Consider the following 23593-nt stretch of genomic DNA (forward strand, 5'->3'; position numbering starts at 1 on the left):
GATCACGCCACCGTCTTCGCCGTCTGTCCGAACAGCACGCTTTTCGCGTCGCCGCTGACGGTGGGCTGCACATTGATTTCGGCCGCCCGCGCATAAGCGCGCACGGTGGCGGGACGGGCGGCGATGGCCGCGAACCAGCGCGCCAGGTGCGGGAAATCTTCCAGCTTCTGGCGCTGGCGGGCGTGCGGCACGATCCACGGGTAGATCGCCATGTCGGCGATGGAATAGTTGTCGCCGGCCACGAATGCACGGTCCGCCAGGCGCTTGTTCAGCACGCCGTACAGCCGGTTCGTTTCATTCACGTAGCGCGTGATGGCGTATTCGATGGGTTCCGGCGCATATTGCACGAAATGGTGGTTTTGCCCAGCCATGGGGCCCAGGCCGCCCATTTGCCAGAACAGCCACTGCATGACTTCGGCGCGTCCCCGCACGTCGTCCGGCAGGAATTGCCCGCTTTTCTCGGCCAGGTATTGCAAAATGGCGCCCGACTCGAACAGGGACAGCGGTGCGCCGCCATCTGCCGGCGCCTGGTCGACGATGGCGGGGATGCGGTTGTTCGGCGCGATGGCGAGAAACTCGGGCTGGAACTGTTCGCCCTTGCCGATATGCACGGGAATAATGTTGTAGGGGATGCCCGCTTCTTCCAGGAACATCGTCACTTTGTGCCCGTTGGGCGTGGTCCAGTAATACAGGTCGATCATCGTGGTCTTTCCAGGTAGATAAGTAGGGCAGGCGGCCTCCGCATCACTATTGTCGCGCCGCAACTGATATGCATGGATATAATGCCACGTAAGCGAAAAACAAGACGGCGCCCAAGCGAGGCAAGCGCCCACTCGCGCCGTCACGCAGGCATCCCGACATTCCAGAGCACAAACAAAGAAAGCCGACCATGCGCAAACTCCTGATCGTCACGCTGTCCGTCCTGCTGTCAGGCTGTGTCCAGGACTTCGCCATCTATATGTTCGATGGACAAGACCATTCCCTGACCGTGCGCCGCCAGCAACGTTATTTTTGGCAAGATACGGTGGAAGTGCAGCTGATGGCGACCAATTTGCCGCAATGCCAGCGCCTGCATACCCTGTCGACGGATGCGCCGGCCGACATCACCGTCGAGCTGTTTGCGGCCGGCGACGGCATCTGGAATATCCGCATGGGCAAGCAGCTGTGGCAGGCGGAAACGAATACCTGCAATGAGCTGACGGAAATGGAAAACGACCCGAAAGCCGACCTGGGCCAGCCGATCGGGCAATTCGTGGTCGTCGATGACAAGCTGGAATTCGAACCGGCGCCGCAAGCGGCGGCGCCCGCCCAGTAAGTCCTGAACGAAACCCCTAGCGCGCTGCCAGGCTGCGCAGCGGCTTTTTCGCCACGGCGCGTGGCGCGCCAGCCGAGCTTGCCGCCAGGCGCGGCGCCGTCCCCGATTCCTGCGCCGACAGCTTGAAGCGCGCCACCAGTTGCGCCAGCACGGCCGCCTGGTCTTGCATGCTCGACGCCGCTGCCGCCGCCTCTTCCACCAGTGCCGCATTTTGCTGCGTCACGCTATCCATCTCCGTGATCGCCTGGTTGACGTGGCCGATGCCCGTGCTTTGCTCGTGCGAGGCGGCCGTGATGTCGGCCATGATGTCGGTCACGCGCGAAACGGAAGCGACCACCTGATCCATGGTCGTGCCCGCCTGTGCGACGAGGGTGCTGCCGGCCGCGATGCTGTCGACGGAAGCGCCGATCAATTCCTTGATTTCCTTCGCCGCGCCGGCCGAGCGTTGCGCCAGATTGCGCACTTCCGACGCCACCACGGCAAAGCCGCGTCCCTGTTCGCCCGCGCGCGCCGCTTCCACGGCCGCGTTCAGGGCCAGGATATTCGTCTGGAAGGCGATGCCGTCGATGACGCCGATGATGTCGACGATCTTGCGCGACGAAGCGTTGATGGTGTCCATGGTGCCGATCACTTGCGCCACCACGGCGCCGCCCTGGCGCGCCACGGCGGAAGCGGACTGCGCCAGTTCATTCGCCTGCACGGCGTTGCCCGCGTTCTGGGTCACGGTCGACGTCAATTCCTCCATCGAGGCGGCCGTTTCTTCCAGCGAACTGGCTTGCATTTCCGTGCGCGCCGACAAGTCCATATTGCCGCTGGCAATCTCGCTCGATGCCGTGGCAATCGTCTCGGCGCTGTGGCGGATTTCGCTGATCGCATCGACCAGGTTGGTCTGCATGGTTTTCATCGCGTACAGCACGCTGTGGCGGTCATTGGCATGCGTGCGCACGACGCCGCTCAAATCGTTATTCGCGATCTTTTCCGCCACGTCGGCCGCATACTCGGGATCGCCGCCCAGCGCATGGCGCAGGCTGCGGTTGATCACCACGACGACAGCTGCCAGCAAGCCGCATACCAGTACCAGCACGCCCAGCGAGGTGAGCAGCGACTGGCGGAAGGCCGCATCGATATCATCCATGTACACGCCCACCACCAGGGTCCAGGCCCATGGCTTGTAAGCCACCACGCGGCTCATCTTCGGTTCGGGGGTTTTCTGGCCGGGACGGGGGAAATAATAGTGGACAAAGCCCTTGCCCGCATCGCTCTTGCCGACGGTAACGATGTCGCGGTACAGATAAGTACCGTTGGCATCTTTAAAATCCGACATGTTCTTGCCGTTCGTTTGCGGTGCGGCGGGATTCATCACGACGACGGCATCGAGGTTGATGATGGACAAATAACCGGTCTCGCCGAAACGCATGCTCTTGATCACGGCCGTGGCCTGCTTCTGCGCTTCTTCCTTCGTCAGGGCGCCGCTGGCGGCCAGGTCGCCGAACATCTTGACGGCGCCCAGGCCCAGGTCGGCGGCATTGCTCAGGTCGGCACTGCGCTCTTCGATGCGGATCTTGCGCACTTCCAGGGCGTTATAGACAAAAATAACGGTGATGCACAACAGGCTGCAAATCAGGGGAATCCATAACTTTTGCTGGAACGTCAATTTCTTCATGCTGTGTCTCCAACTATCTATTTGCGGCAAAGGGGCGTGGCCCGCTTCCAGCTCGGCTGGCCAGGAATGCGGCGGCGACGGTGCTCTGGCGGCACCGTTCAGACTGCTTCAGCATACGCTCGAACGACCGATATTTACAATGCCGGGAAGCAATGAATTTTGCCCAGTGTTGTTAATGCGTTGCGACAATTGATGAGAATTGATGTTGCGTTGCAATAAAATTGGGGCCAGCGGCCGCCGTTCTTTTGCGCTACAGTCACTCCCATTCCCCACCGCGCAAGGAGTTCCATGTCCACCACCATGAGCTGGCAAGGCTTTGCCATCCTGTCGGCCGTGTTCGCGGCCCTGACGGCCATCCTGGGCAAGCTGGGCGTGGCCCACCTGAACAGCAACATGGCCACCTTGATACGCACGGGCGTCATCCTGCTGGTGACGGCGGCCATCATCTCGCTGCGCGCGGAGTGGCAGCGCCCCGCCGGCGGCAACTGGGTGGGCTGGACTTGCCTGATCGCCTCGGGCGTGGCCACGGGCTTGTCGTGGCTATGCTATTTCCGCGCGCTGCAGTTGGGGCCCGTCTCGCTGGTGGCGCCCGTCGACAAGCTCAGCGTGGCGCTGGTGATGCTGGCCGGCTGGCTGGTGCTGGGCGAACCGTTCACGCTGAAAGGGGCCCTCGGTGGCGGCTTGATCGTGCTCGGCTCGCTGATTTTGCTGCTGTGACGCATTCCACGGCACGCGGCGGCGCGCCTGTGTCAGAATGCACGCCGCATAGATCGAATCACGAAAGAACAGCATGACCAAGAATGAAGCCATGAAACGCATCAACGACCGCCTGGGCAAACCCACCCTGACGGACAAGAACACGCACTTTGCCAGCGTCGCCAGCTATGGCACGGACGAAGGCTGGTGGCTGAAGATCCCCTTCCTGACGTTCAAGCAGGAATTGCACTTCATCCTCAACAATGAAAAAACGAAAAGCTTCCAGCACCTGAAGATCGGTGCCAACCAGATCCTCAGCCCCGGCATGAAGTTCCGCAGCACGGGCGGCGCGGCCGACGCCTTCATGTCGGCCTCGGCGCCGAAACGCCTGATCGACTTGCTCGACGGCGGCAGCAAGTACAACTTCACCAAGCATTTTATTAATGACTACCGCTACTGATGCGCAGCCGTGCTGCCGCCGCCCGGCGGCAGTTGCGGCGGCAGCCACACCCTGAGCAAATGCTGGGCGATGTCGAGCGCGTCGTCGCGGCTGGTGCCGAAATGCAGGGGATAGCCCCAGAACTTGCCAAATAAGACGGCAAAAGCCTTGCCGGCCAGGCGCTTGGCGGCGCTCGGTTCGATCAGCACCATGCCCTGGATATACGCGCGGATGGCGGCCTTGTTCTGCTTCATCCACAGCGATGCGCGCTTGCGCTCCGCCTGCGGGTGTTCATGCCCGTCTTCATCAAAACCTTCTTCGCTGAGGATGACAAACGCCTGCCGGCGCGCCAGCAGCGCGTCGAACTGGGCAAACAGCACATCGGCCTGGGTATCTGCCGCGCCGTCGCGGCGCATCCAGACGAGGGGGAATGTGGAAAAATCGAGTTGCATGGGATGACTCCTTCAAGGGGGTTGCCGTTCCTCCTCACCTTCATCAGAACACTGGCGGCGGCGGTTGCCGTGGAAGCGGGGCTGCGGATGCCCATACGATAGCGTTGGCAGTGCTGCGCGTCATTGCATAAAATAGCCACAATATTATTCAATCCAGCCAAAGTCTTCCCATGCCCCATCCCCTTTTGCCCAGCATGCTGACGGCCCGCCTGGGCCTGGACGACGACGCCTCCATCCTCGATTTCGATGTCGATGGCGTGCTGCGTCCCTTGCTGGCCGTGGGCCTGGCCAGCGTGCCCGAGGATGCGGAACAGGCGCCGCACCAGCACCGCAAGGGGCAGTTGCTGTATGCCACGCGGGGCGTGATTCATTGCGAGGTGGAAAGCGGCGTGTGGATCGTGCCGCCCCAGTGCGCCGTGTGGATACCGGGCGGCCTGATGCACGCGGCGCAGGGCGTGGGCGAGGCGCAATGTTATTGCCTGTTTGTCGAGCCGGGCATGGCACCGGCCTTGCCCGCCGTCTGCTGCACCGTGGCCGTCTCGCCATTGCTGCGCGAACTGATCACCAAGGCGGCCGGTTTTCCCACCCTGGCCGCGCTGCAGGGCGCGCAGGAACGCCTGGTGCTCACCCTGCTCGATGAACTGGCGGCCGCACCCATGGAAGACTTGCATTTGCCGATGCCGCGCGATGCGCGGCTGCGCCGCCTGGCCGCCCTGCTGCTGGCGCAGCCTGCCGATAAACGCACGCTGGCCGAGTGGGCCAGCCGCATCGGCATGAGCGAGCGCAGCATGACCCGGCAATCCCTGGAGGAGATGGGCATGAGCGTGGGCCGCTGGCGCCGGCAATTGCACGTCATCCTGGCCTTGCAACGGCTGGCGCAAGGGCGCAGCGTGAAAGCGGTGGCGCTGGAACTCGGCTATGAAAATACCAGCGGTTTTGTCACCATGTTCCGCAAGGCAGTGGGCAAGCCGCCGGCCCGCTACCTGGCGGAACGGGAATCCAGGAGAATATAAAAACGCATAAAAAAAGGCGGCATATGCCGCCTTCGTCCTGCATCATCGCTTAAATCATCATACTTCGCGCGCCAGTGCCAGGAACTCCGTGCGCAGCGCCAGGTTCGGCTGCATCTCGCCCAGCATGGCCGAGGTGATGGTTTCTTCGCCCGGCGTGCGGATGCCGCGGCTTTCCATGCACAGGTGGCGGCAGCGTACGACCACGCCCACCGACTTCGGTTCCAGCACTTCCATCAAGGCATTGGCGATCTGCATCGTCATGCGTTCCTGCACTTGCAGGCGCTTGGAGAAGCAATCGACGAGGCGCGTCAGTTTCGACAGGCCGACGATCTTGCCGTTGGGCACATAACCGATGGTGGCCTTGCCGAAGAACGGCGCCAGATGGTGTTCGCAATGGCTGTAGACGGGGATGCCGCGCACGACGATCAGCTCGTTGTACTGTTCCGCGCCATCTTCAAAGGCTTTCAACAAATCGACCGGATCCTGGCCATAGCCGGAGGTCCAATGTTTCCAGGCTTTTGCCACGCGCGCCGGCGTTTCCAGCAAGCCAGGACGCTGCGGATCTTCACCAAAGCTGCTGATGAGCCGGCGCCAGTCGTTTTCGGAGAATTCTTGAGACATGCTAAACCACCCTAAAATTTGCAATTGCCGCCAGTATATAGAAAATGCGGCAAGCTGCCTGAGCAGCCCCCGCTTTACGGCACTACCGGCGGGCGGTGCGCCTGCACCAGCAGCGCGGAAATCGACACGCTGGAACTCGCTTCCGGCCAGGCATCGCCGGGGCCGAACCAGCGCGCCTCGGCGATCTCGTTCTCGTCGAGGCGGATCTCGCCATCGAGGTAATCGGCCGTAAACGCGATCATCAGCGAATGGGGAAACGGCCAGGATTGGCTCATGAAGTACTGCAGGTTATGCACGCGCAAGCCCACCTCTTCCATCACTTCGCGGTGCACGGCTTCCTCGATCGATTCGCCCGCTTCCAGGAAACCGGCCAGGGGACTGAAACGCTGCGATGGCGAATGCTTGTGCATGGCCAGCAGCACTTGCTCGCCCTTGCGGATGAGTACCATCATGGCGGGCGAAATGCGCGGATACGCGAGCATGCCGCAGGCGGCGCAGGTGAAACAGCGTTCGCCGCGCGTGCGCTGCATGGGCGTGGCGCACACGCCGCAATGACGGTGCGTGCGCGCCCACTCGGCCAGCTGCGCGGCGCGGCTGGCCAGGCCCAGGAAAGCATCGTCGACGGCATGGAACAGCGAGCGCATGCCGTGCCAGGCCAGGGGGGCATCGGCGGGCAAGGCATCGTCATCCGTCCAGACGGTATGGCAATAGCGGCCCTGCCACAAGCCCACGGGCTGGGCGCGGCTCAGGTCGATATCGAGCGCGGCCGCCTCGGCGGCAGTGGGCAGGGTCAGCTCGGGCGTGCGCAACAATAAACGCCCGCGGTGAAAGACGAATGTCAGCGTGTCGGCTGCCGCCGGGGCCGGTTCGGGAGCATCGATCAGGGGGACGAAGGCATCGGGTGTCTGCAGCATGCTTGGCGGAAATTTGTAAAGGTTGCTCATCATACTCCCGCTGCCGGACGCCTGCGCGCGTAGCAGCGGCCATGCAGCAAAGCAAGCATTCATGGGCCATGACAGTGTTTTTTTTACGGCACACCCAATCCGTTGCGTAAACGAGACTGATAACGATTCTCATTTACGAATTAGCGCCCAATAATTACAATGTCTGCCTACCCGTCCATCGCCAGCCACTTGCCCGCTTGCCACAGCACAGCGTCGCGCAGCCAGCCAGGAACCACTACCCTGACCTTATCGAGAGAGCAAGATGGCAATCAAGAGCCGCAAACACGTCCAATCCCGTTTCAACCAGCACATCGGCGCCGCCCTGGCCGTGATGCTGCTGCCCGTTGCCGCCCAGGCCGCCGATCCGGCCGGTCAGAGCGCGCCTGCATCGCAGCAAACCCTGAACGAAGTCAAGGTCATTGGTTCCAAGGAAAATGATTTCAAGGCCGAAAAAGCCTCGTCGCCGAAATACACGGAGGAGCTGGTCAACACGCCGCAAACCATCGTCGTGATCAAGAAGGAATTGATCGAACAGCAAGGCGCGCTGACCCTGACGGATGCGCTGCGCAACACGCCGGGCGTGGGCACTTTCTTCCTCGGTGAAAACGGCAACACGAACACGGGCGACGCCGTCTACATGCGCGGTTTCGATTCGTCCGGCAGCATCTATGTCGATGGCGTGCGCGACGTGGGTTCCATTTCGCGCGACGTCTTCAACATCGAACAGATCGACGTCTTGAAGGGCCCGGCGGGCACCGACAGCGGCCGCGGTTCGCCGACCGGCTCGATCAATCTGGTCAGCAAGACGGCCACCATGGAAAACAAATTCAATTCGCTGCTGACGGCGGGCAGCGGCAAGCAGAAACGCGCCACGGCCGACTGGAACCGCATCCTCGACAGCGATACGGGCACGGCCTTGCGCCTGAACCTGATGACGCAGGACAGCGGCAATCCGGCACGCGATGAAGTCAAGAACAAGCGCTGGGCCTTCGCGCCCACCGTCACCTTCGGCATCGGTAAACCAACGCGCATCACGGCCAGCTACCTGCACGTGGATCAAAACAACGTGCCCGACGGCGGCGTGCCGACCATCGGCTTGCCGGGCTACTCGACACCGGACGTTCCAACGAAGGATCAACCGGTCATCCGCAGCTTCCTGAACAGCGCCGCCAGGGTCGATCCGAAGAATTTCTACGGTTCTACCTCGGACTACGACAAGATCAAGGCCGACATGGGCACCTTGCGCATCGACCATGATTTCTCGCCCAACGTGCAAATCCAGAACACCACGCGCTACGGCAAGACCAAGCAAGACTACCTGCTGACGGCCTTCATGGGCAGCATGGGCAACCTGAAGACACCGGTCACCACCGATCCGTCGACCTGGACCCTGGCGCGCTCGCTGCGCACCGTGAAGGACCAGGAAAACACGATCCTGACCAACCAGACCGTGGTCAGCGCGCAATTCGACACGGGCGTGCTGAAGCACTCCGTGGTGGCCGGCGCCGAGTTCACCAGCGAAAAACAGACCAACTACAGCTATGTGCCCGCCAGCCTGGGCACCTTGCCGGCAGCGAACCTGTACAAGCCGAATCCGCGCGACACCGTCACCGGCCACAACCCTGTGCGCAGCGGCGCCTTCACCGAAGGCGAAGTCAACACGCAAAGCCTGTATGTGTTCGATACCATCAAGTTCGGCGACAAGTGGCTGTTCAACGGCGGCGTGCGTTTCGACCATTTCAACACCACGTATGACGCCGTCGCCCTGCAAGCGGCCGTGGCCAAGGACCAGGTGCAAAAACTGCCGGTCGGTACGCCAATTCCCACCCACCTGACCCTGGGCGACACCTTGGCCAACGGCAAGATCTCGGCCATGTACAAGCCGACGCCGGACAGCAGCGTGTACGCCTTGCTGGCCACGTCGAAAGCGCCACCTGGCGTCAACTTCGCCCTGAGCGCCGCCGCCAGCAGTGCGCAAAACCCGAACTATGACCCACAGGAAACCATCACCAAGGAAATCGGCACCAAGTGGGACTTCCTGAAGCAAAAACTGTCGCTGTCGGCCGCCGTCTACCAGACCACCGTCAAGAATGAAGTGGAGCAAGATCCTGTCATCTCGACCATTTATTACCAGACCGGCAAGAAACGCGTGCAGGGCCTGGAACTGGGCGTGGTGGGCGAGATCATGCCGAACTGGCTGGTCAGCGCCGGCTATACCCGCATGAATACCAAGGTCGAGTCGAACAAGGTCTTCACGGCCAGCGGCGAGAAGAGCCTCACCTACACGCCAAAACAGGCGTTCACCAGCTGGACTTCGTACACCCTGCCGTTTGGCCTGAAGATCGGCGGCGGCGCGCGTTACGTAGGTGAAATGCTGCGCGGCACCGACGGCGCCGTCGGCACGCCGGCCCGCGTGGATGCCTACTGGGTCTTCGACGCCATGGCAACCTATACCGTCAACAAGAACCTCGACGTGCAGTTGAACGCCTACAACCTGGCCGACAAGACCTATGTGGCGGCCATCAACAAATCCGGCTTCCGCTACACCCCGGGCCAGCCACGTTCGTTCAGCCTGACGGCGAATATCAAGTTCTAACGTCAAGAGAACACGCATTGCGTCACATCAAGCCCCTCTTCGGAGGGGCTTTTTTATTGTCCTGATAATCTTGTCTTTTTGGCGCACCGCCGCCCTGCCGCGACTAGCGTATGAAAAGTCATACAGCGATATCCCGTCGCGTCCAATATTTCGCGCAAGCACGCCAAGTTGCGACATCTAAACAACAAAAAAGCATCCTTAAATCAACAACTTAAGAAGTTAGGTTCCAAATTCCCATTTCAGGCATATCCTTTGCTATGTACAGGTTTTGCTGCAAATAATCGCTGGCACGCAAGGGCTTGTTTTTGAGAAATATTGACTCCAAGCTTGAGTTGCTCGCTATCAATAATCCGCTCACAGCGGCGTTTCACCGGAGGAGTCAAAATGAAAAAGAAACGGCCATTAACCCTGTACATCCTGATTGCCATGATCCTCGGCATTGCCGTGGGCTATGGATGCAACACCGCTTTCCCTGATGCCAAGCTCAGCGCTCAAATCGCTGGCAATATTTCCATCGTCACCGACGTCTTCCTGCGCCTGATCAAGATGATCATTGCGCTGCTGGTGTTCTCCACCCTGACCGTCGGTATCGCCCACATGGGCGACGGCAAGACGGCGGGCCGCATCGGCCTGAAAGCCATGTGCTGGTTCGTGGTGGCCTCGCTGGTGTCGCTGGCGCTGGGCATGGTGCTGTCGAACCTGATGCAGCTGGGAACCAACCTCGGTTTGCCATTGCCGGACATTCACGCGTCGACCAATCTGAAAACGGCCGCCTTCACCTTGAAAGATTTCTTCACGCACCTGGTGCCGAAGTCGCCGATCGAGGCCATGGCCAACAATGAAATCCTGCAAGTGCTGGTGTTCTCGATCTTCTTCGGCGGCGCACTGGCCGGCCTGGGCGAATCGGGCAAGACCCTGACGGCCGTCGTCGACCAGCTGGCGCAAGTCATGCTGCGCATCACCGGCACCATCATGAACCTGGCCCCGCTGGCCGTGTTCGCCGCAATGGCTTCCGTCATCACCACCCACGGCCTGGGCGTGCTGGTCACGTTTGCCAAGTTCATGGGCGGCTTCTACGTTGGCCTGCTGTGCCTGTGGGCCCTGCTGATCGGCGCCGGTTTCGTGGTCATCGGCCCGCGCATCTTCAAACTCGTCGGCCTGATCCGCGAACCCTTCCTGCTGGCATTCTCGACGGCCAGCTCGGAAGCGGCCTATCCAAAACTGCTGACGGCGCTCGACCAGTTCGGCGTGGACCGCAAAATTTCCAGTTTTGTGTTGCCAATGGGCTACTCCTTCAACCTCGACGGTTCGATGATGTACTGCACCTTTGCCGTGCTGTTCATCGCGCAAGCCTACGGCATCGACCTGTCGATCGGCACCCAGATCACCATGCTGCTGCTGCTGATGCTGACCTCGAAAGGCATGGCCGGCGTGCCGCGCGCCTCGCTGGTGGTGATTGCCGCTACCCTGAACCAGTTCAATATTCCGGAAGCGGGCTTGCTGCTGCTGATGGGCGTCGACCAATTCCTCGACATGGGCCGTTCGGCCACCAACGCGGTCGGCAATGCCGTCGCCACGGCCGTCGTCGCCAAGTGGGAAGGTGGCCTGGCCACCGAGGAAGAAGCCGCCGCGGCCAACGCGGCCAGCCTGAACACGGAAAGCCATTGGGGCGAAGCGGATCACGCTAGCAAAGCCTGATAGCGCCATGGCCCGCCACAAGCGGGCCATTTATTTGTTGTCGATGTTGAGTAACAAGCAGTCAGGTAGTGCGATCAGTAGTCATTCCAACTTATTAGAGAGATTTTCATGAAAAAAGTCCTGTTTACCCTGCTGACCCTCGGCGCAGCCTCCACTGGCGCCATGGCCCAATCGAGCGTGACCATCTACGGCGTGGCTGACGCCGGCCTGGTGTTCGACAAGGATGCGGCTGGAGACCGCCTGAACCGCGTCGCTTCCGGCGTCGCTTCCGGCTCGCGCATCGGCTTCAAGGGCAAGGAAGACCTGGGCGGCGGCCTGGCCGCTACCTTCGTGCTGGAAAGCGGTTTCAATATCGACACCGGCACCTCGGGCCAGGGCGGCCTGCTGTTCGGCCGCCAGGCATATGTCGGCCTGACCGGCAGCGCCGGCGCCGTCACCCTGGGCCGCCAATATTCCCCGTACTACCTGGCCCTGCGCGACGTGGCCGATCCGTTCGTCATCGGCCTGGCCGGCACGGCATCGAACCTGATGGTGACGAATATCCGCGTCGATAACATGGTGCAATACACCACGCCGACCTGGAGCAAGCTGTCGGCCGACCTGGCGTATGGCTTTGGCGAAGTGGCCGGTGACAATGCAAAAAACCGCAGCATGGGCGGCGCCGTGCATTACATCGACGGTCCGCTGAACGTGACCCTGACGCACCACCGCAAGGAAAATGCGCTGGCGACCCAGCAAACGCGCAACACCCTGCTGGCCACGCGCTACGACTTTGGCGTGCTGCAAGGCAACTTCGGCTACGCCGACAACCGCGCCCTCGACAACAGCAAGAGCAACGACATCCTGGTCGGCTTCAGCGCACCGTTCGGCGCCACCAAGCTGGTCGCGTCCTACATCCGCCACAACGACAAGAGCAATGCCAACCGTGACGCCCAGCAATGGGCCATCGGCGCGTTCTACGCCCTGTCCAAGCGCAGCGACCTGTACACCGGTTACGGCCACATCAGCAACAAGAACGGCGCCACTTTCGTCGTCGGCAATGCCACGGACAATGGCACCGGCAACAGCGGTTTCAACCTGGGCATGCGCCATACCTTCTAAGGACGTCGAGCTGTCCGTGACATAGAAGTGTGAGCCGCCGGATGCATATCCGGCGGCTTTTTCTTTTTACGCAATATTTAAATGCGATACTGTGGGTTCTTGCAAGTTGGCAGCTGATTTTATGAATAGCAGTACTACGAAACCCTCCCTTTCCTGGCGCCAGCGCCTGTCGCAACGGTCGGGCCGCGAAACGCTGGCCTGGGGCGTGGTGCTGGCCGCCTGTCTGGCCACCGTCTGGCTCGTGTATTTCTGGACCGAACGCATCGCCATCGGTAAGCTGCAGGCCAGCGGCGCGCAGCGCCTCGAGGTGTATGTCAGCAGCCTGGAAAATGCGCTGGAAAAATACGACTTCCTGCCCAAGACGCTGGAACTGAACCGCGACGTCATCCGCCTGCTGCAGCACCCGGAAGACCCGGTGCTGGTCGATACGGTCAACCATTACCTCGAGCAAATGAATGCTCAGGCGAAATCATCGACCATTTTCATCAGCAACCTCGACGGCAACACGCGGGCCGCCAGCAACTGGCAGCAGCCGGACAGCTTTATTGGCGACAATATCTCGTTCCGCCCCTACGCCCAGGACGCGCTGCGCGGCACGCCGGGCCGCTTCTATGGCGTGGGCACGACGCGGCTGGAACCCGGTTATTTCTTTGCCCACGGCATCTACCAAAATGGCCACATGCTGGGCCTGGCAACGGTGAAGGTGAACCTGGAAAACCTGGAAAAACGCTGGGTGCAGGGCGCTGACAAGGTGATGCTGGCCGACGAGCACGGCGTGATCTTTCTCAGCTCCATGGCGGACTGGAAATACAAGACCCTGGCGCCGCTGTCGCCCGCCATCGTCGAAGAACTCAACCGCACGCGCCAGTATTATTCGAAGCAGCTGGCAGCCATCCCCTTCGTTTCCGACCGCCAGCTGGGCAATGGCGCCCGCGTGATCAGCGTACGCGAGCAGGAACACGCCGACACGCCGCCGAAGATCAGCTCCAGCGTCATGACGCAGATCAAGCTCAAGTCCCCGCAAGGCTGGACGTTCATTTACCTGTCCGACCTGGCGCAGGCCAAGGCCAGCGCGCGCGCCGCGGCCGCCTTCTCTTGCGTGCTGCTGGGCTTTTTCATGCTGCTGTTCTTTTACCTGCGCCAGCGCCGCGCGGCCGTGGCGCAAAAATTGCGCGCCCGCGAAGATCTGCAACATGCGTACGACAACCTGGAAGCCATGGTCGAGGAACGCACGTCGGAACTCAATGCCATGACGCAAAGTCTGAGCCAGGAAATCGACGTGCGCAGCAAGGCCGAGCAAAAACTCCACATCACGCAAAACGAACTGTTTCAAGCCGGCAAGATGGCCGTGCTGGGGCAAATGTCCGCCAGCATCACGCATGAACTCAACCAGCCGCTGACGGCGCTGCGCACCATGTCCGACAATGCCGTCATCCTGCTCGAACGCGGGCGGCTCGACGACGCGCGGCGCAATTTGGCGAAGATCTCGCAAATTGCAGCCAGGATGGGGACCATTACGGGTCAATTGAAGATTTTTGCGCGCAAGTCGACCACCAGCCTGACCTCCGTGTCGATCCCCACGGCGATCAGCAACGCCCTGTTCCTCGTCGAACGCCGGCTGCAGGTGGAAAATGTGCGTTTTACTTTGCAATTGCCGCCCGAAGACATCTTCGCCATGTGCGAAAGCAACCGCCTGGAACAGGTGCTGGTGAACCTGTACGCCAACGCGCTCGACGCCATGAACGGCAGCGACGTGCGCAGCCTGCGCGTGGCCGTCGAATGCACGCAGGAGCACGTGCTGATCCACGTGGCCGACACGGGACCGGGCCTGTCGACGGAAGTGTGCGAACACCTGTTCGAACCGTTCTTCACGACCAAGCCGCAAGGCCTGGGACTGGGACTGGGGCTGGCCATTTCCGAACAGATCACGCGCCAGTTCGGCGGCGTGCTGCGCGCCGAAAACGCCCCCGGCGGCGGCGCCATCTTCACCATCGAACTACAGATTGCAACGCAGGAGGAAAAACATGTTTGACGGCTTGAAGGTCTTGCTGGTCGAGGACGACCCCACCGTACGCGAAGGCAGCGAGCAGGCGCTGCAACTGGCCGGCCTGGACGTGCTGGCGTTTCACTCGGCCGAGCTGGCCTATAAACTGCTGACGCCGGATTTCCCCGGCATCGTCGTCAGCGACGTGCGCCTGCCCGGCATGAGCGGCCTGGAATTGCTGCAGGCGGTCAAGACGCTGGACGCCAACCTGCCCGTGATCCTCGTCACGGGCCACGGCGACATTACGATGGCCGTGCACGCCATGCGCACGGGCGCCTACGATTTCATCGAAAAACCGTATTCGTCCGAGCAACTGGTCGACGTCATCCTGCGCGCGCTGGAAACGCGGCGCCTGACCCTGGAAGTGCACAGCCTGCGCCGCCAACTCGAGGACGGCGGCGGCATCGAAGCGCGCCTGCTGGGAAATTCCGTGGCGATGCGCGACATACGGCGCCTGATACTCGACGTTGCCAACGAACCGGCCGACGTGCTGATCTATGGCGACACGGGCACGGGCAAGGAAATGGTGGCGCGCTGCCTGCATGACTTCAGCCACCGCCGCAAGCACAACTTCGTCGCCGTCAACTGCGGTGCGATTCCCGAAAGCATTTTTGAAAGCGAAGTCTTCGGCCACGAACCGGGCGCGTTTACGGGCGCGGCCAAGCGGCAGGTGGGCAAGATCGAGCACGCGGATCAAGGCACTTTTTTCCTCGACGAAATCGAATCGCTGCCCCTGTCCCTGCAAGTCAAATTGCTGCGCGTGCTGCAGGAACGCTATATCGAGCGCCTGGGCTCGAACGTGCCCACGCCCGTCGACGTGCGCGTCATCGCGGCGGCCAAGCTGGACCTGGAAGACTTGTCGCAGCAACAGAAATTCCGCAGCGACCTGTACTACCGCCTGAATCTGATCGTGCTGCATCTGCCGCCGCTGCGCGAACGGCGCGAGGATATTCCCATCCTGTTCGAACACTTCGTGCTGGCCGCCGCCGCCCGTTACAACCGCGCTGCGCCCGTCGTCTCCAGCGCGCAGATGCGCAACCTGATGGCCCATTCCTGGCCCGGCAATGTGCGCGAGCTGCGCAATATCGCCGACCGCTTCGTGCTGGGCATCGCCGGCGGCGCCTCGAGCTTGCTGGCGGCCGGGCTGGCCAGTCCCCTGTCGCTGGCGGAACAGGTCAACGGTTTCGAACGCGCACTGATCGAACAGGAACTGCGCGCATATTCCGGCAACGTCAGTGAAGTGAGTGCAGTGCTCGGCTTGCCGAAGCAAACCTTGTACCACAAGATGCAGAAGTACAACCTGGTGGCCGAAGAGTTCCGCTGATCAGCCGACCCGGCCCGTGCGCAAGGGCGTGACCCAGTCGGGCCGCCCGTTCGCCAGCGCCAGCCGGGCTGCCTTTTCCCAGTCATATGCGACGGCGTGCAACTGCACCGTCCAGGCGCCATCGGCACCCTGCTCGGCGATGGCATAGCGCGCATGCGGCGTGCCGTTTTCCATCACGTGCGGATAACCATGGTCGTCGTCGTAGGCTTGCAAGCCCACGCTGCCCGGATTGACGACCAGCCGGCCATCGGGCAAGCGTACCTGGCGCGGCATGTGCGTGTGGCCGCACAGGATCAGGGCCGCGTCCGTCATCCCCGCGCGTTCGGCCACCTCGTCCGGCGTGGCGGCGCGGCTGCCTTGCGGCGTGACGCTGTCGAGAAAATACACGAGATCGCTTTGCGGCGTGCCATGCACGAGCAGCACATCCTTGCGCAAGCGCAAGGTGGCAGGCAGCGCATTGATCCACGCAAATTGTTCAGGCAGCAGTTGCGCGCGCGCAAAAGCGTCCGACACGCCCATGCGGGCCGGGTCGCCGAACAATTGCCGCTCGTGGTTGCCGCGGATGGTGGGCAAGTCCAGCCCCATCAGGCGCGCCGCCGTGGCGCGCGGCTGCAGATGGCCCGAGACGATATCGCCCAGGTTGACGATCATGTCCACGCCACGCAGGGCGATGTCGGCCAGCACGGCCTCGAGCGCGTCCAGGTTGCCGTGGATATCGGAAATGGCGGCAATTTTCATGGTGTGACTCCCTCCCGTGCGCACCATTCTGCGCGCGTCAGCCGATACAGGCAATGCGTGCGCAAACGGTGGCCAGGCGGCAGGGCCGGATGCTCGAACGTGGCCGCATCGCGATGCATGCCCAGGCGCCCCATCAGCGCGCTCGAGCGCACGTTGGGCAAGGCGGTGAACGAGACGATTTCCGGCAATTGCAAATGGGTAAAACCCGCCTGCAAGGCGGCCTGCGCCGCTTCCTGCGCGTAGCCTTTGCCCCAGTAATCGAAGGCCAGGCGCCAGCCGATTTCCACGCATGGCGAGCACGGCAATTGCGCGTCGGGAATATGCAGTCCCGTCATGCCGATGAAGGTATTGTTTTCGCGCAAGGACACAGCCCACCATCCCCAACCCCGCTCGGCGATGAGGCCGCGGCAACGCTGCGCCACGGCGTCGCTGGCCTCGCGCGACAGGGTAGCGGGAAAGCAGGCCATCACGCGAGGGTCCCCATTCAGGGCCGCAAATGGCGGCAGGTCGCTGTCGCGCCATTGGCGCAGCAGCAAGCGCGGCGTCGTCAGTTCGATGATCTGTTGCATGTTTTTTCCTCTCTTGACTAATGGTGACATCGGGTAGGACAAGTCCGACGGCCAGTTGCGTCGTGCGGCTACGTGATCCAAAAGTAACAATTGCTACCATTTCCTCATTGCATTACCGCATCACGCCAGCCGCCCCGACGTCGCGGCCCGTTCACTTTATTTTGAGGAGTAGCCCCATGTTTGCCACGCCCGTCCCCGCCCGCCTGACCCCGCCACGTTTGCGCCATCTTGCCTTGCGCAGCACCATGATGCTGGGCGTGCTGGGCGTCGCCACGGCCGCCGCCACGGCGCGGGCGGAACCGTCGCCCGCGCTGGATCGCGTCAGTATCTCGGTAGGGGCGTTTTCCGCCGATCCGCGCATCAATATCGGCGCCGACACGCAGTTTGGCCGCATCGATGCGCCCGAATCGAAGCAAAGCCACACGACCATCCCCCGCATCAAGGCGGACTTGCTGATCGGCGACCGCCATGGCCTGGCATTCGACTACTACCGTTACGACAAATCCTACACGCCAAGCCTGACAGGCGACACCATCATCAATGGCCAGCCCGTCACGGGCACGGCCACGGCGAATGCCGATTTAAAACTGGATCTGGCCAAGCTGGCCTATAAATGGTGGCTGGGCAGCGGCAACGACACCTTCGGCATCGGCCTGGGCGCCGCCTACTACCACGCCAGCCTGAACGGCACAGCCACCGGCATCGTCAATGGCGAGACGGCCACGGCGCGCGATTCCATCGGCGAGCACGCGTTCGCGCCGCTGCTGGAAGTGGGCTGGCGCCACGCGTTTACACCGGACTTGCGCATGTATGCGGAAGCGTCAGGCATCAAGAAAAACGGCGGGCGCATCAACGGCCACATCTACGGCGGCAATATTGGCGTGGAATGGTTTCCGTTCAAAAATATCGGTTTCGTGGCCGACTATGGCATTTCGAAAATCAAGCTGCACCGCGACAGCGAACGCGATGCCGACCTGAACGTGCGCCTGACGGGGCCGTCGGCGTATGTGAAAGTGCGCTTCTAAACGCGCTCAAGCCGCCGGTTTCAGCACGGTCAGCTGGAACTGCGGCAAGGCAGGGTCGTCATACGCCTCGACCCTGGCAAACGGCAGACGCGCAAACGCGTGACGCCAGAACGCGCAGGCAGCGGCATCGTCGCGAAACGTCGCCACCAGCCACGTCTGCGCGCTGTCCAGCAGCACCCTGCGTACCACTTCCAGCGCCACGCCCCGGCGCCGGTATTTCTTCAGGATAAAAAAGTCGCTGAATTCCTGCACCGGCAGCTCACCCGCCATGCCAGGTTCCGTGAGGAAAAAGCCAGCCAGTTCGCCATCGACCTCGATCCAGCTGGCCGTGTGGCCGGCTGCGTGCACATACGACGCCAGTCCTGCGTCGCACACGTCATAGCGGCCATCGGCCAGCAGCGCCTCGCCGCTCCAGCTAGCATTGTCGTAACAATACAGCTGGAACAGCCGGGCCAGCGCTGCCTCTTCGCCAGGCACGATGGCGCGCAAAGTCATGTTTCCCGGCGTTGCACGCATATCCCCATCCTTTCCGCACCATGGCGTCATTGAAGCTGGCGAGTGTAGCACCGGGGCATTCATCCCGCCCCTCCAGTATTTCATCCCTGCATTTCCTTCCTTGGTCACAAAACCGTTTTTTCCCTCAAGTTGCCTATATACCATCCCCTTTCATTAACGTCCGCCATCGCGGTTGATAAAGACAAGGGTGATCCCCTATCACAGGCCGGCAGGCACGCCTCTGCCGGCGTTTAGACCCACGTCCTGGAGAGTGCTGCATGCTAAAGATCAAACAGTTGAACAAAACGTACGCGAATGGCGTCAAGGCCATCAACAATGTCAGCCTGGAGATTCCCAACGGAATGTTCGGCTTGCTGGGGCCGAATGGCGCGGGCAAGTCCTCGCTGATGCGCACCATTGCAACATTGCAAGATTCCGATAGCGGCAGCATCCATTTCGATGGCGTCGATGTGCTGCAGGACAAGGCCGGCCTGCGCCGCCAGCTCGGCTATCTGCCACAGGATTTCGGCGTGTATCCGAAGGTCAGCGCGGAAACCCTGCTCAACCACTTTGCCGTCTTGAAAGGCTTGACGGAGAAGGGGCCGCGCAAGGAAGCCGTGGAAGCCCTGTTGCAGCAAACCAATCTGTGGGAAGCGCGCAAGCGCAACCTGGGCACGTATTCGGGCGGCATGCGCCAGCGCTTCGGCATCGCCCAGGCGCTGCTGGGCGCGCCGCGCCTGGTGATCGTCGATGAGCCGACGGCCGGCCTGGACCCGGACGAACGCAACCGCTTCCTGAACCTGCTGGCGAAGATCGGCGAGCAGGTGGTAGTGATCCTGTCGACCCACATCGTCGACGACGTGACGGACCTGTGCCCGCGCATGGCCATGATCGTCAAGGGGCAAGTGCTGGTGCAAGGCGAGCCGCAGGCGGCCATCGACACCCTGCTCGGCAAGGTGTGGCGCCGCAGCGTCGGCATGGACGAGCTGGCGCAGTACCAGCAGTCGCACAATGTGCTGTCGACGCGCCTGGTGGGCGGCAAGCCGCAAATCAATGTGTATGCCGACAACCAGCCCGACAGCGGCTTCGTGCAGATCGCCCCGGACCTGGAAGACGTGTACTTCTTGCATGTGCGCAACGCTGCCCGCAACGGCGCCGCCGTTCCCGCTGCGGCACCGTCCGCCGTCGCGGCGTAAGGAGCGCGCCATGTGGAAGGAATTTTTCAAGTTTGACCTCGGCTATCAGCTGAAACAGCCGCTGCTGTGGGTATTTGCCGTCATCCTGGCCTTGCTGGCCTTTGGCGCCAGCAGCAGCGATTCGATCCAGATCGGCGGCGCCATCGGCAACATCAACCGCAATGCGCCCACAGTGGTGGCGCAGCTGCTGACGATGTTCAGCCTGCTGTCGATGTTGCTCATCACCATCTTCATCGCCGGCGCCGTGCTGCGCGACAGCGAAGTGGGCATGGCCGACATGCTGTTCGCCACACCCATGCGTAAATGGGACTACCTGTTCGGCCGCTTCGCCGCCGGCTTTGTCGCCTGCCTGGTCATCTTCGCCTGCATCGCCTTCGGCACCATGCTCGGCCCCCTCATGCCCTGGGTCGATGCGCAGCGCGTGGGCGCGTTCCCGCTGCAGGCGTATGCGTGGAGCTTCGCCGTGATGGTGATCCCCAACCTGCTCTTCATCGGCGCCCTGCTGATGCTGCTGGCGGCCACCACGCGCTCGATGATGCTGGTCTACGTGGGCGTGCTGGGCTTTTTCGTGCTGTGGGGCACGGCCGGCGCCTTTACGCGCGACATCAACAACGAATGGATCGCCGTCCTGCTCGACCCGTTCGGCATGCGCGCCCTGGGCCGCATGACGCGCTACTTCACGTCCGCCGAAGCGAACGCGGGGCTGCCGCCGTTTGCCGGCTTCCTGCTGGCCAACCGCCTGCTGTGGCTGGGTATCACGGCGGTGCTGTTCGCCGCCACCGTGATCCTGTTCAAGCCGCAGCGCACGGGCACGGGAAAACGCCTGTTCGGCAAGCACAAGGCCGAAACGAGCGGCCCCGCCGTCACGGCGCCGCGGGACCTGCCGCGCAGCGTCCCCACCTTGACGGCCGCGACAGCCTGGCGCCAGTGGTGGCAAATCCTGCGCTTCGACGCCGTCGGCGTCTTCAAGAGCCTGCCCTTCCTCGTCATGCTGCTGTTCGGCATGATCAACCTGATCGCTGCCGCGAATGTCGGCAAGAATATGTATGGCACGGCCGTGTATCCGATGACACATTTGCTGTTACAGCAGATCAGCAACAGCTTCAGCTTCCTCCTGATCATCATCGTCACCTTCTATGCGGGCGAACTGATCTTCAAGGAACGGCAAGCGCGGATCGCCGACGTCAGCGACGCCATGCCCGTGCCCGACTGGGTTCCCCTGCTGGCCAAATGCACGGCCCTGATCGGCGTCATCGCCGGCTACCTGCTGGCGGGCGTCCTCACGGCCATCGGCTTCCAGCTCGTCAAGGGCGGCGCGCCCGTGGAACTGGGGCTGTACTTGAAAGGCACCCTGCTGGGCGCCCTCTTCTTCGTGCTGATGGGTTTGTGCACCCTCACCCTGCAAGTGTTGTCGAATAACAAGTTCATCGGCTACCTGCTGGTGATCCTGCTGATGGTGGCGCAAGCCGTGCAGGGCATGCTGCACTTCGAACACAATCTGTACGCCTTTGGCGGCACGCCGGCCATCCCGTATTCGGACATGAATGGCTATGGCCACTTCTTGACGGGCTGGGCCTGGTTCGCGCTGTACTGGAGCCTGTTTACCGTGGCCCTCGTCATGCTGGCGCAGGCGTTCTGGGTGCGCGGCCTGCCGAACGGCTGGCGCGCGCGCCTGGGCCTGGCCCGCCAGCGCCTGCAAGGCCGTGCAGGCGCCGCGCTGGCCGTGGTGCTGCTGTGCTGGACAGGCACGGGCGGCTGGATCTTCTACAACACGAACGTGCTGAACAAGTACGAGACGTCGAACATCCGCATGGACAAGCAGGCGCGCTACGAAAAACTGTACCAGCGCTACCAGCACTTGCCCCAGCCGAAGATCACGGATGTCCAGGCCGATGTGGATATTTATCCTGAGCAACGTAAAGTCTTGATCAAGGGCCATTATGTGCTGCAAAACAAGACGGCGCAGCCGCTCGATACCCTGCGCATCCAGCTCGACCCGCAACTGAAGACGACGTGGTTGAACTTGCCGGCGCACAAGGTCGTACTCGACGACAAGGAGCTCGGTTTCAGCATCCTCAAGCTGGCGCAAGCGCTGGCGCCCGGCGCCACCCTGCCGCTGGACTTCACGGTGACCGTCACGCACCAGGGTTTCACCAACAGCGGCGCGCCGGACCAGGTCAACCTGAACGGCAGCTTCTTCAACAACCAGGCTTATTTCCCCCACTTCGGCTATGCGAAGGAAATGGAATTGCTTGACCGCAATGAACGCCGCAAGCGGGGCCTGGGCGAACCGCAGCGCATGGCCAAACTGGAAGACACGTCCGCGTATGGCAACACGGTGCTGGGCGGCGATGCCGACTGGATCCATTTCGACACGACGGTGTCCACCAGCGGCGGGCAGATCGCCCTGGCGCCCGGCTATCTGCAAGGCAGCTGGGAAAAGGATGGCCGCCGCTACTACCGCTACAAGATGGACCAGCCGATGCTGCCGTTCTTTGCCTACCTGTCGGCGCGCTGGGAAGTCAAGAAAGGTGCGTGGCGCGGCTTGCCAATCGAAATCTATGTCGACAAGAAACACGGCTACAACACGGACCGCATGATCACGTCCGTGCAAAAGTCGCTCGACTACTACAGCACCGAGTTCACGCCCTACCAGCACAAGCAGGTGCGCATCCTGGAATTCCCCGGCTACCAGAGCTTCGCCCAGTCGTTTGCCAATACGATTCCGTATTCGGAAGGCATCGGCTTCATCGCCGACCTGCGCAACAAGGAAGACATCGACTATGTGTTCTACGTCACGGCGCATGAAATGGCGCACCAGTGGTGGGGCCACCAGGTGATCGGCGCCAATGTGCAGGGCGCCAGCATGCTGATGGAATCGCTGGCGCAATATTCGGCCTTGATGGTGATGGAAAAGGAATACGGCCGCGACAAGATGCGCCGCTTCCTGCGCTATGAACTGGACCGCTACCTGAGCGGGCGCGGCGGCGAAGCCATCGAGGAATTGCCGCTGGCGCGTGTTGAGGGACAGCAATACATCCACTACAACAAGGGCAGCCTGGTGTTCTACCGCCTGCGCGACGAGCTCGGCGAAGCCGCCCTGAACCGTGCCCTGAAACGCTATCTGCAAGACAAGGGTTACCAGCAGGCGCCGTTCACCACGTCGTCGGAATTGCTGGCCTATATCCGCGCCGAAGCACCGCAGGACAAGCAAGCCCTGATCACGGACCTGTTCGAGAAAATCGTGTTCTACGATAACCGCGTCACGCAAGCGACGGCCGTCAAGCGCCCGGATGGCCAGTGGGATGTCACCATGCAATTGCACCTGGCCAAGCTGGAGTCCGACGGCAAGGGCAAGGAAAGCCCGCGCGCCTACGACGAACCGGTGGAGATCGCCATCTTCGCGCGCGCGCCGGGCGCCGGGGAAAAAGACGAAAGAATCTTGTTCACCGACAAGCGCATGTTGTCGGGCAGCGACCCCGTGCTCACCATCACGGTGAAGGAAAAACCATTTGAAGTGGGTGTCGATCCGTACAACAAGATGATCGACCGGGTCTCGCGCGATAACCGCAAGGAAGTCAGCGTGAATTAAGGCTGCAATGAAACCTTGAGGCAACGCAAACAGGCCGCCTATCCGTGATAGCGCGGCCTGTTTTTTTTACGG

The 23593-nt window shown here is 61.9% G+C and carries 20 protein-coding genes; 12 read left to right on the forward strand and 8 right to left on the reverse strand.

Translation table 11 applies throughout. The features are described from left to right. Window positions 1–2: 2 nt before the first annotated feature. Complete coding sequence (locus tag OX460_RS27030) at window positions 3–701, reverse strand: glutathione binding-like protein (RefSeq protein ID WP_251351679.1); 699 nt, start codon at window positions 699–701, stop codon at window positions 3–5. A gap of 188 nt (window positions 702–889) precedes the next feature. On the opposite strand from OX460_RS27030, the gene OX460_RS27035 reads away from it, so the two are divergent. Further along, on the forward strand, window positions 890–1315 hold the full coding sequence (locus OX460_RS27035) for a hypothetical protein (RefSeq protein WP_251351680.1): 426 nt from the start codon (window positions 890–892) through the stop codon (window positions 1313–1315). 16 nt (window positions 1316–1331) lie between these two features. On the opposite strand, the gene OX460_RS27040 is transcribed toward OX460_RS27035, so the two are convergent. Continuing rightward, a complete protein-coding gene (locus OX460_RS27040) occupies window positions 1332–2978 on the reverse strand; it encodes a methyl-accepting chemotaxis protein (RefSeq protein ID WP_289900508.1) in 1647 nt (548 codons plus the stop codon). Between the two features lie 288 nt (window positions 2979–3266). On the opposite strand from OX460_RS27040, the gene OX460_RS27045 reads away from it, so the two are divergent. Together OX460_RS27045 and OX460_RS27050 are read left to right on the forward strand one after the other, a co-directional pair. Beyond that, window positions 3267–3695, forward strand: coding sequence for an EamA family transporter (locus OX460_RS27045; RefSeq protein ID WP_218965295.1), 429 nt, complete (start codon window positions 3267–3269; stop codon window positions 3693–3695). Between the two features lie 73 nt (window positions 3696–3768). Next, entirely contained in the window at window positions 3769–4134 is a 366-nt protein-coding gene (locus OX460_RS27050; RefSeq protein ID WP_251351682.1) for a hypothetical protein, read from the forward strand. On the opposite strand, the gene OX460_RS27055 is transcribed toward OX460_RS27050, so the two are convergent. After that, a complete protein-coding gene (locus OX460_RS27055; RefSeq protein WP_251351683.1) occupies window positions 4128–4565 on the reverse strand; it encodes a hypothetical protein in 438 nt (145 codons plus the stop codon). The two genes, OX460_RS27050 and OX460_RS27055, sit on opposite strands and share 7 nt — an antisense overlap. 170 nt (window positions 4566–4735) lie before the next feature. Between OX460_RS27055 and OX460_RS27060 the strand changes: the two genes are divergently transcribed. Continuing rightward, window positions 4736–5578, forward strand: a complete 843-nt coding sequence (locus OX460_RS27060) for a helix-turn-helix transcriptional regulator (RefSeq protein WP_289900509.1) — start codon at window positions 4736–4738, stop codon at window positions 5576–5578. Window positions 5579–5635: 57 nt separating this feature from the next. On the opposite strand, the gene folE is transcribed toward OX460_RS27060, so the two are convergent. Both folE and nudC read right to left on the reverse strand, forming a co-directional pair. Beyond that, window positions 5636–6199: a GTP cyclohydrolase I FolE gene (gene folE / locus OX460_RS27065; protein WP_099666133.1), complete on the reverse strand. Its 564-nt coding sequence runs from the start codon at window positions 6197–6199 to the stop codon at window positions 5636–5638. Between the two features lie 74 nt (window positions 6200–6273). Then, a complete protein-coding gene (gene nudC / locus OX460_RS27070; RefSeq protein WP_289900510.1) occupies window positions 6274–7113 on the reverse strand; it encodes an NAD(+) diphosphatase in 840 nt (279 codons plus the stop codon). Window positions 7114–7405: 292 nt separating this feature from the next. On the opposite strand from nudC, the gene OX460_RS27075 reads away from it, so the two are divergent. The 5 genes from OX460_RS27075 to OX460_RS27095 all read left to right on the forward strand — a co-directional run bounded on the left by OX460_RS27075 (window position 7406) and on the right by OX460_RS27095 (window position 15906). Continuing rightward, window positions 7406–9739 carry a catecholate siderophore receptor Fiu gene (locus OX460_RS27075; protein WP_289900511.1) on the forward strand — a complete coding sequence of 778 codons (2334 nt, stop codon included), beginning with the start codon at window positions 7406–7408 and terminating at the stop codon, window positions 9737–9739. 384 nt (window positions 9740–10123) lie between these two features. Then, the gene (locus OX460_RS27080) at window positions 10124–11437 is read left to right on the forward strand and encodes a dicarboxylate/amino acid:cation symporter (RefSeq protein WP_077398166.1); all 1314 of its coding nucleotides are present in this window, start codon (window positions 10124–10126) and stop codon (window positions 11435–11437) included. A gap of 108 nt (window positions 11438–11545) precedes the next feature. Further along, a complete protein-coding gene (locus OX460_RS27085) occupies window positions 11546–12538 on the forward strand; it encodes a porin (protein ID WP_077398167.1) in 993 nt (330 codons plus the stop codon). Window positions 12539–12659: 121 nt separating this feature from the next. Further along, window positions 12660–14570 (forward strand): ATP-binding protein, encoded by a 1911-nt coding sequence (locus tag OX460_RS27090; protein WP_289900512.1) that lies wholly within the window; start codon window positions 12660–12662, stop codon window positions 14568–14570. After that, window positions 14563–15906 (forward strand): sigma-54 dependent transcriptional regulator, encoded by a 1344-nt coding sequence (locus tag OX460_RS27095; RefSeq protein WP_289900513.1) that lies wholly within the window; start codon window positions 14563–14565, stop codon window positions 15904–15906. Before OX460_RS27090 ends, OX460_RS27095 begins: the two co-directional genes overlap by 8 nt. Here the strand turns inward: OX460_RS27095 and OX460_RS27100 are convergent, their stop codons facing one another. Further along, the gene (locus tag OX460_RS27100) at window positions 15907–16644 is read right to left on the reverse strand and encodes a metallophosphoesterase family protein (RefSeq protein ID WP_289900514.1); all 738 of its coding nucleotides are present in this window, start codon (window positions 16642–16644) and stop codon (window positions 15907–15909) included. Continuing rightward, window positions 16641–17213, reverse strand: a complete 573-nt coding sequence (locus OX460_RS27105) for a GNAT family N-acetyltransferase (protein ID WP_289900515.1) — start codon at window positions 17211–17213, stop codon at window positions 16641–16643. The genes OX460_RS27100 and OX460_RS27105 overlap by 4 nt, the downstream gene beginning before the upstream one ends. A gap of 176 nt (window positions 17214–17389) precedes the next feature. Here OX460_RS27105 and OX460_RS27110 point away from each other — a divergent pair, with 176 nt between their 5' ends. Further along, window positions 17390–18238, forward strand: a complete 849-nt coding sequence (locus OX460_RS27110) for a hypothetical protein (protein WP_099666128.1) — start codon at window positions 17390–17392, stop codon at window positions 18236–18238. 6 nt (window positions 18239–18244) lie between these two features. On the opposite strand, the gene OX460_RS27115 is transcribed toward OX460_RS27110, so the two are convergent. Then, window positions 18245–18733, reverse strand: coding sequence for a GNAT family N-acetyltransferase (locus OX460_RS27115; RefSeq protein ID WP_289900516.1), 489 nt, complete (start codon window positions 18731–18733; stop codon window positions 18245–18247). A 278-nt stretch (window positions 18734–19011) separates the two neighbouring features. Between OX460_RS27115 and OX460_RS27120 the strand changes: the two genes are divergently transcribed. Together OX460_RS27120 and OX460_RS27125 are read left to right on the forward strand one after the other, a co-directional pair. Further along, entirely contained in the window at window positions 19012–19929 is a 918-nt protein-coding gene (locus tag OX460_RS27120; RefSeq protein WP_289900517.1) for an ABC transporter ATP-binding protein, read from the forward strand. A 10-nt stretch (window positions 19930–19939) separates the two neighbouring features. Next, the gene (locus OX460_RS27125; RefSeq protein ID WP_289900518.1) at window positions 19940–23521 is read left to right on the forward strand and encodes a M1 family aminopeptidase; all 3582 of its coding nucleotides are present in this window, start codon (window positions 19940–19942) and stop codon (window positions 23519–23521) included. The last annotated feature ends 72 nt before the right edge of the window (window positions 23522–23593 follow it).

This window comes from Janthinobacterium sp. SUN033 (assembly GCF_030397595.1).
GTDB classification, from domain to species: domain Bacteria; phylum Pseudomonadota; class Gammaproteobacteria; order Burkholderiales; family Burkholderiaceae_D; genus Janthinobacterium; species Janthinobacterium kumbetense.

Excerpts from the sequence above, each read along its gene's own strand:
- OX460_RS27030 (WP_251351679.1), bottom strand. The coding sequence starts at position 701 with ATGATCGACCTGTATTACTGGACCACGCCCAACGGGCACAAAGTGACG.
- OX460_RS27035 (WP_251351680.1), top strand. The coding sequence starts at position 890 with ATGCGCAAACTCCTGATCGTCACGCTGTCCGTCCTGCTGTCAGGCTGT.
- OX460_RS27040 (WP_289900508.1), bottom strand. The coding sequence starts at position 2,978 with ATGAAGAAATTGACGTTCCAGCAAAAGTTATGGATTCCCCTGATTTGC.
- OX460_RS27045 (WP_218965295.1), top strand. The coding sequence starts at position 3,267 with ATGTCCACCACCATGAGCTGGCAAGGCTTTGCCATCCTGTCGGCCGTG.
- OX460_RS27050 (WP_251351682.1), top strand. The coding sequence starts at position 3,769 with ATGACCAAGAATGAAGCCATGAAACGCATCAACGACCGCCTGGGCAAA.
- OX460_RS27055 (WP_251351683.1), bottom strand. The coding sequence starts at position 4,565 with ATGCAACTCGATTTTTCCACATTCCCCCTCGTCTGGATGCGCCGCGAC.
- OX460_RS27060 (WP_289900509.1), top strand. The coding sequence starts at position 4,736 with ATGCCCCATCCCCTTTTGCCCAGCATGCTGACGGCCCGCCTGGGCCTG.
- folE (WP_099666133.1), bottom strand. The coding sequence starts at position 6,199 with ATGTCTCAAGAATTCTCCGAAAACGACTGGCGCCGGCTCATCAGCAGC.
- nudC (WP_289900510.1), bottom strand. The coding sequence starts at position 7,113 with ATGCTGCAGACACCCGATGCCTTCGTCCCCCTGATCGATGCTCCCGAA.
- OX460_RS27075 (WP_289900511.1), top strand. The coding sequence starts at position 7,406 with ATGGCAATCAAGAGCCGCAAACACGTCCAATCCCGTTTCAACCAGCAC.
- OX460_RS27080 (WP_077398166.1), top strand. The coding sequence starts at position 10,124 with ATGAAAAAGAAACGGCCATTAACCCTGTACATCCTGATTGCCATGATC.
- OX460_RS27085 (WP_077398167.1), top strand. The coding sequence starts at position 11,546 with ATGAAAAAAGTCCTGTTTACCCTGCTGACCCTCGGCGCAGCCTCCACT.
- OX460_RS27090 (WP_289900512.1), top strand. The coding sequence starts at position 12,660 with ATGAATAGCAGTACTACGAAACCCTCCCTTTCCTGGCGCCAGCGCCTG.
- OX460_RS27095 (WP_289900513.1), top strand. The coding sequence starts at position 14,563 with ATGTTTGACGGCTTGAAGGTCTTGCTGGTCGAGGACGACCCCACCGTA.
- OX460_RS27100 (WP_289900514.1), bottom strand. The coding sequence starts at position 16,644 with ATGAAAATTGCCGCCATTTCCGATATCCACGGCAACCTGGACGCGCTC.
- OX460_RS27105 (WP_289900515.1), bottom strand. The coding sequence starts at position 17,213 with ATGCAACAGATCATCGAACTGACGACGCCGCGCTTGCTGCTGCGCCAA.
- OX460_RS27110 (WP_099666128.1), top strand. The coding sequence starts at position 17,390 with ATGTTTGCCACGCCCGTCCCCGCCCGCCTGACCCCGCCACGTTTGCGC.
- OX460_RS27115 (WP_289900516.1), bottom strand. The coding sequence starts at position 18,733 with ATGACTTTGCGCGCCATCGTGCCTGGCGAAGAGGCAGCGCTGGCCCGG.
- OX460_RS27120 (WP_289900517.1), top strand. The coding sequence starts at position 19,012 with ATGCTAAAGATCAAACAGTTGAACAAAACGTACGCGAATGGCGTCAAG.
- OX460_RS27125 (WP_289900518.1), top strand. The coding sequence starts at position 19,940 with ATGTGGAAGGAATTTTTCAAGTTTGACCTCGGCTATCAGCTGAAACAG.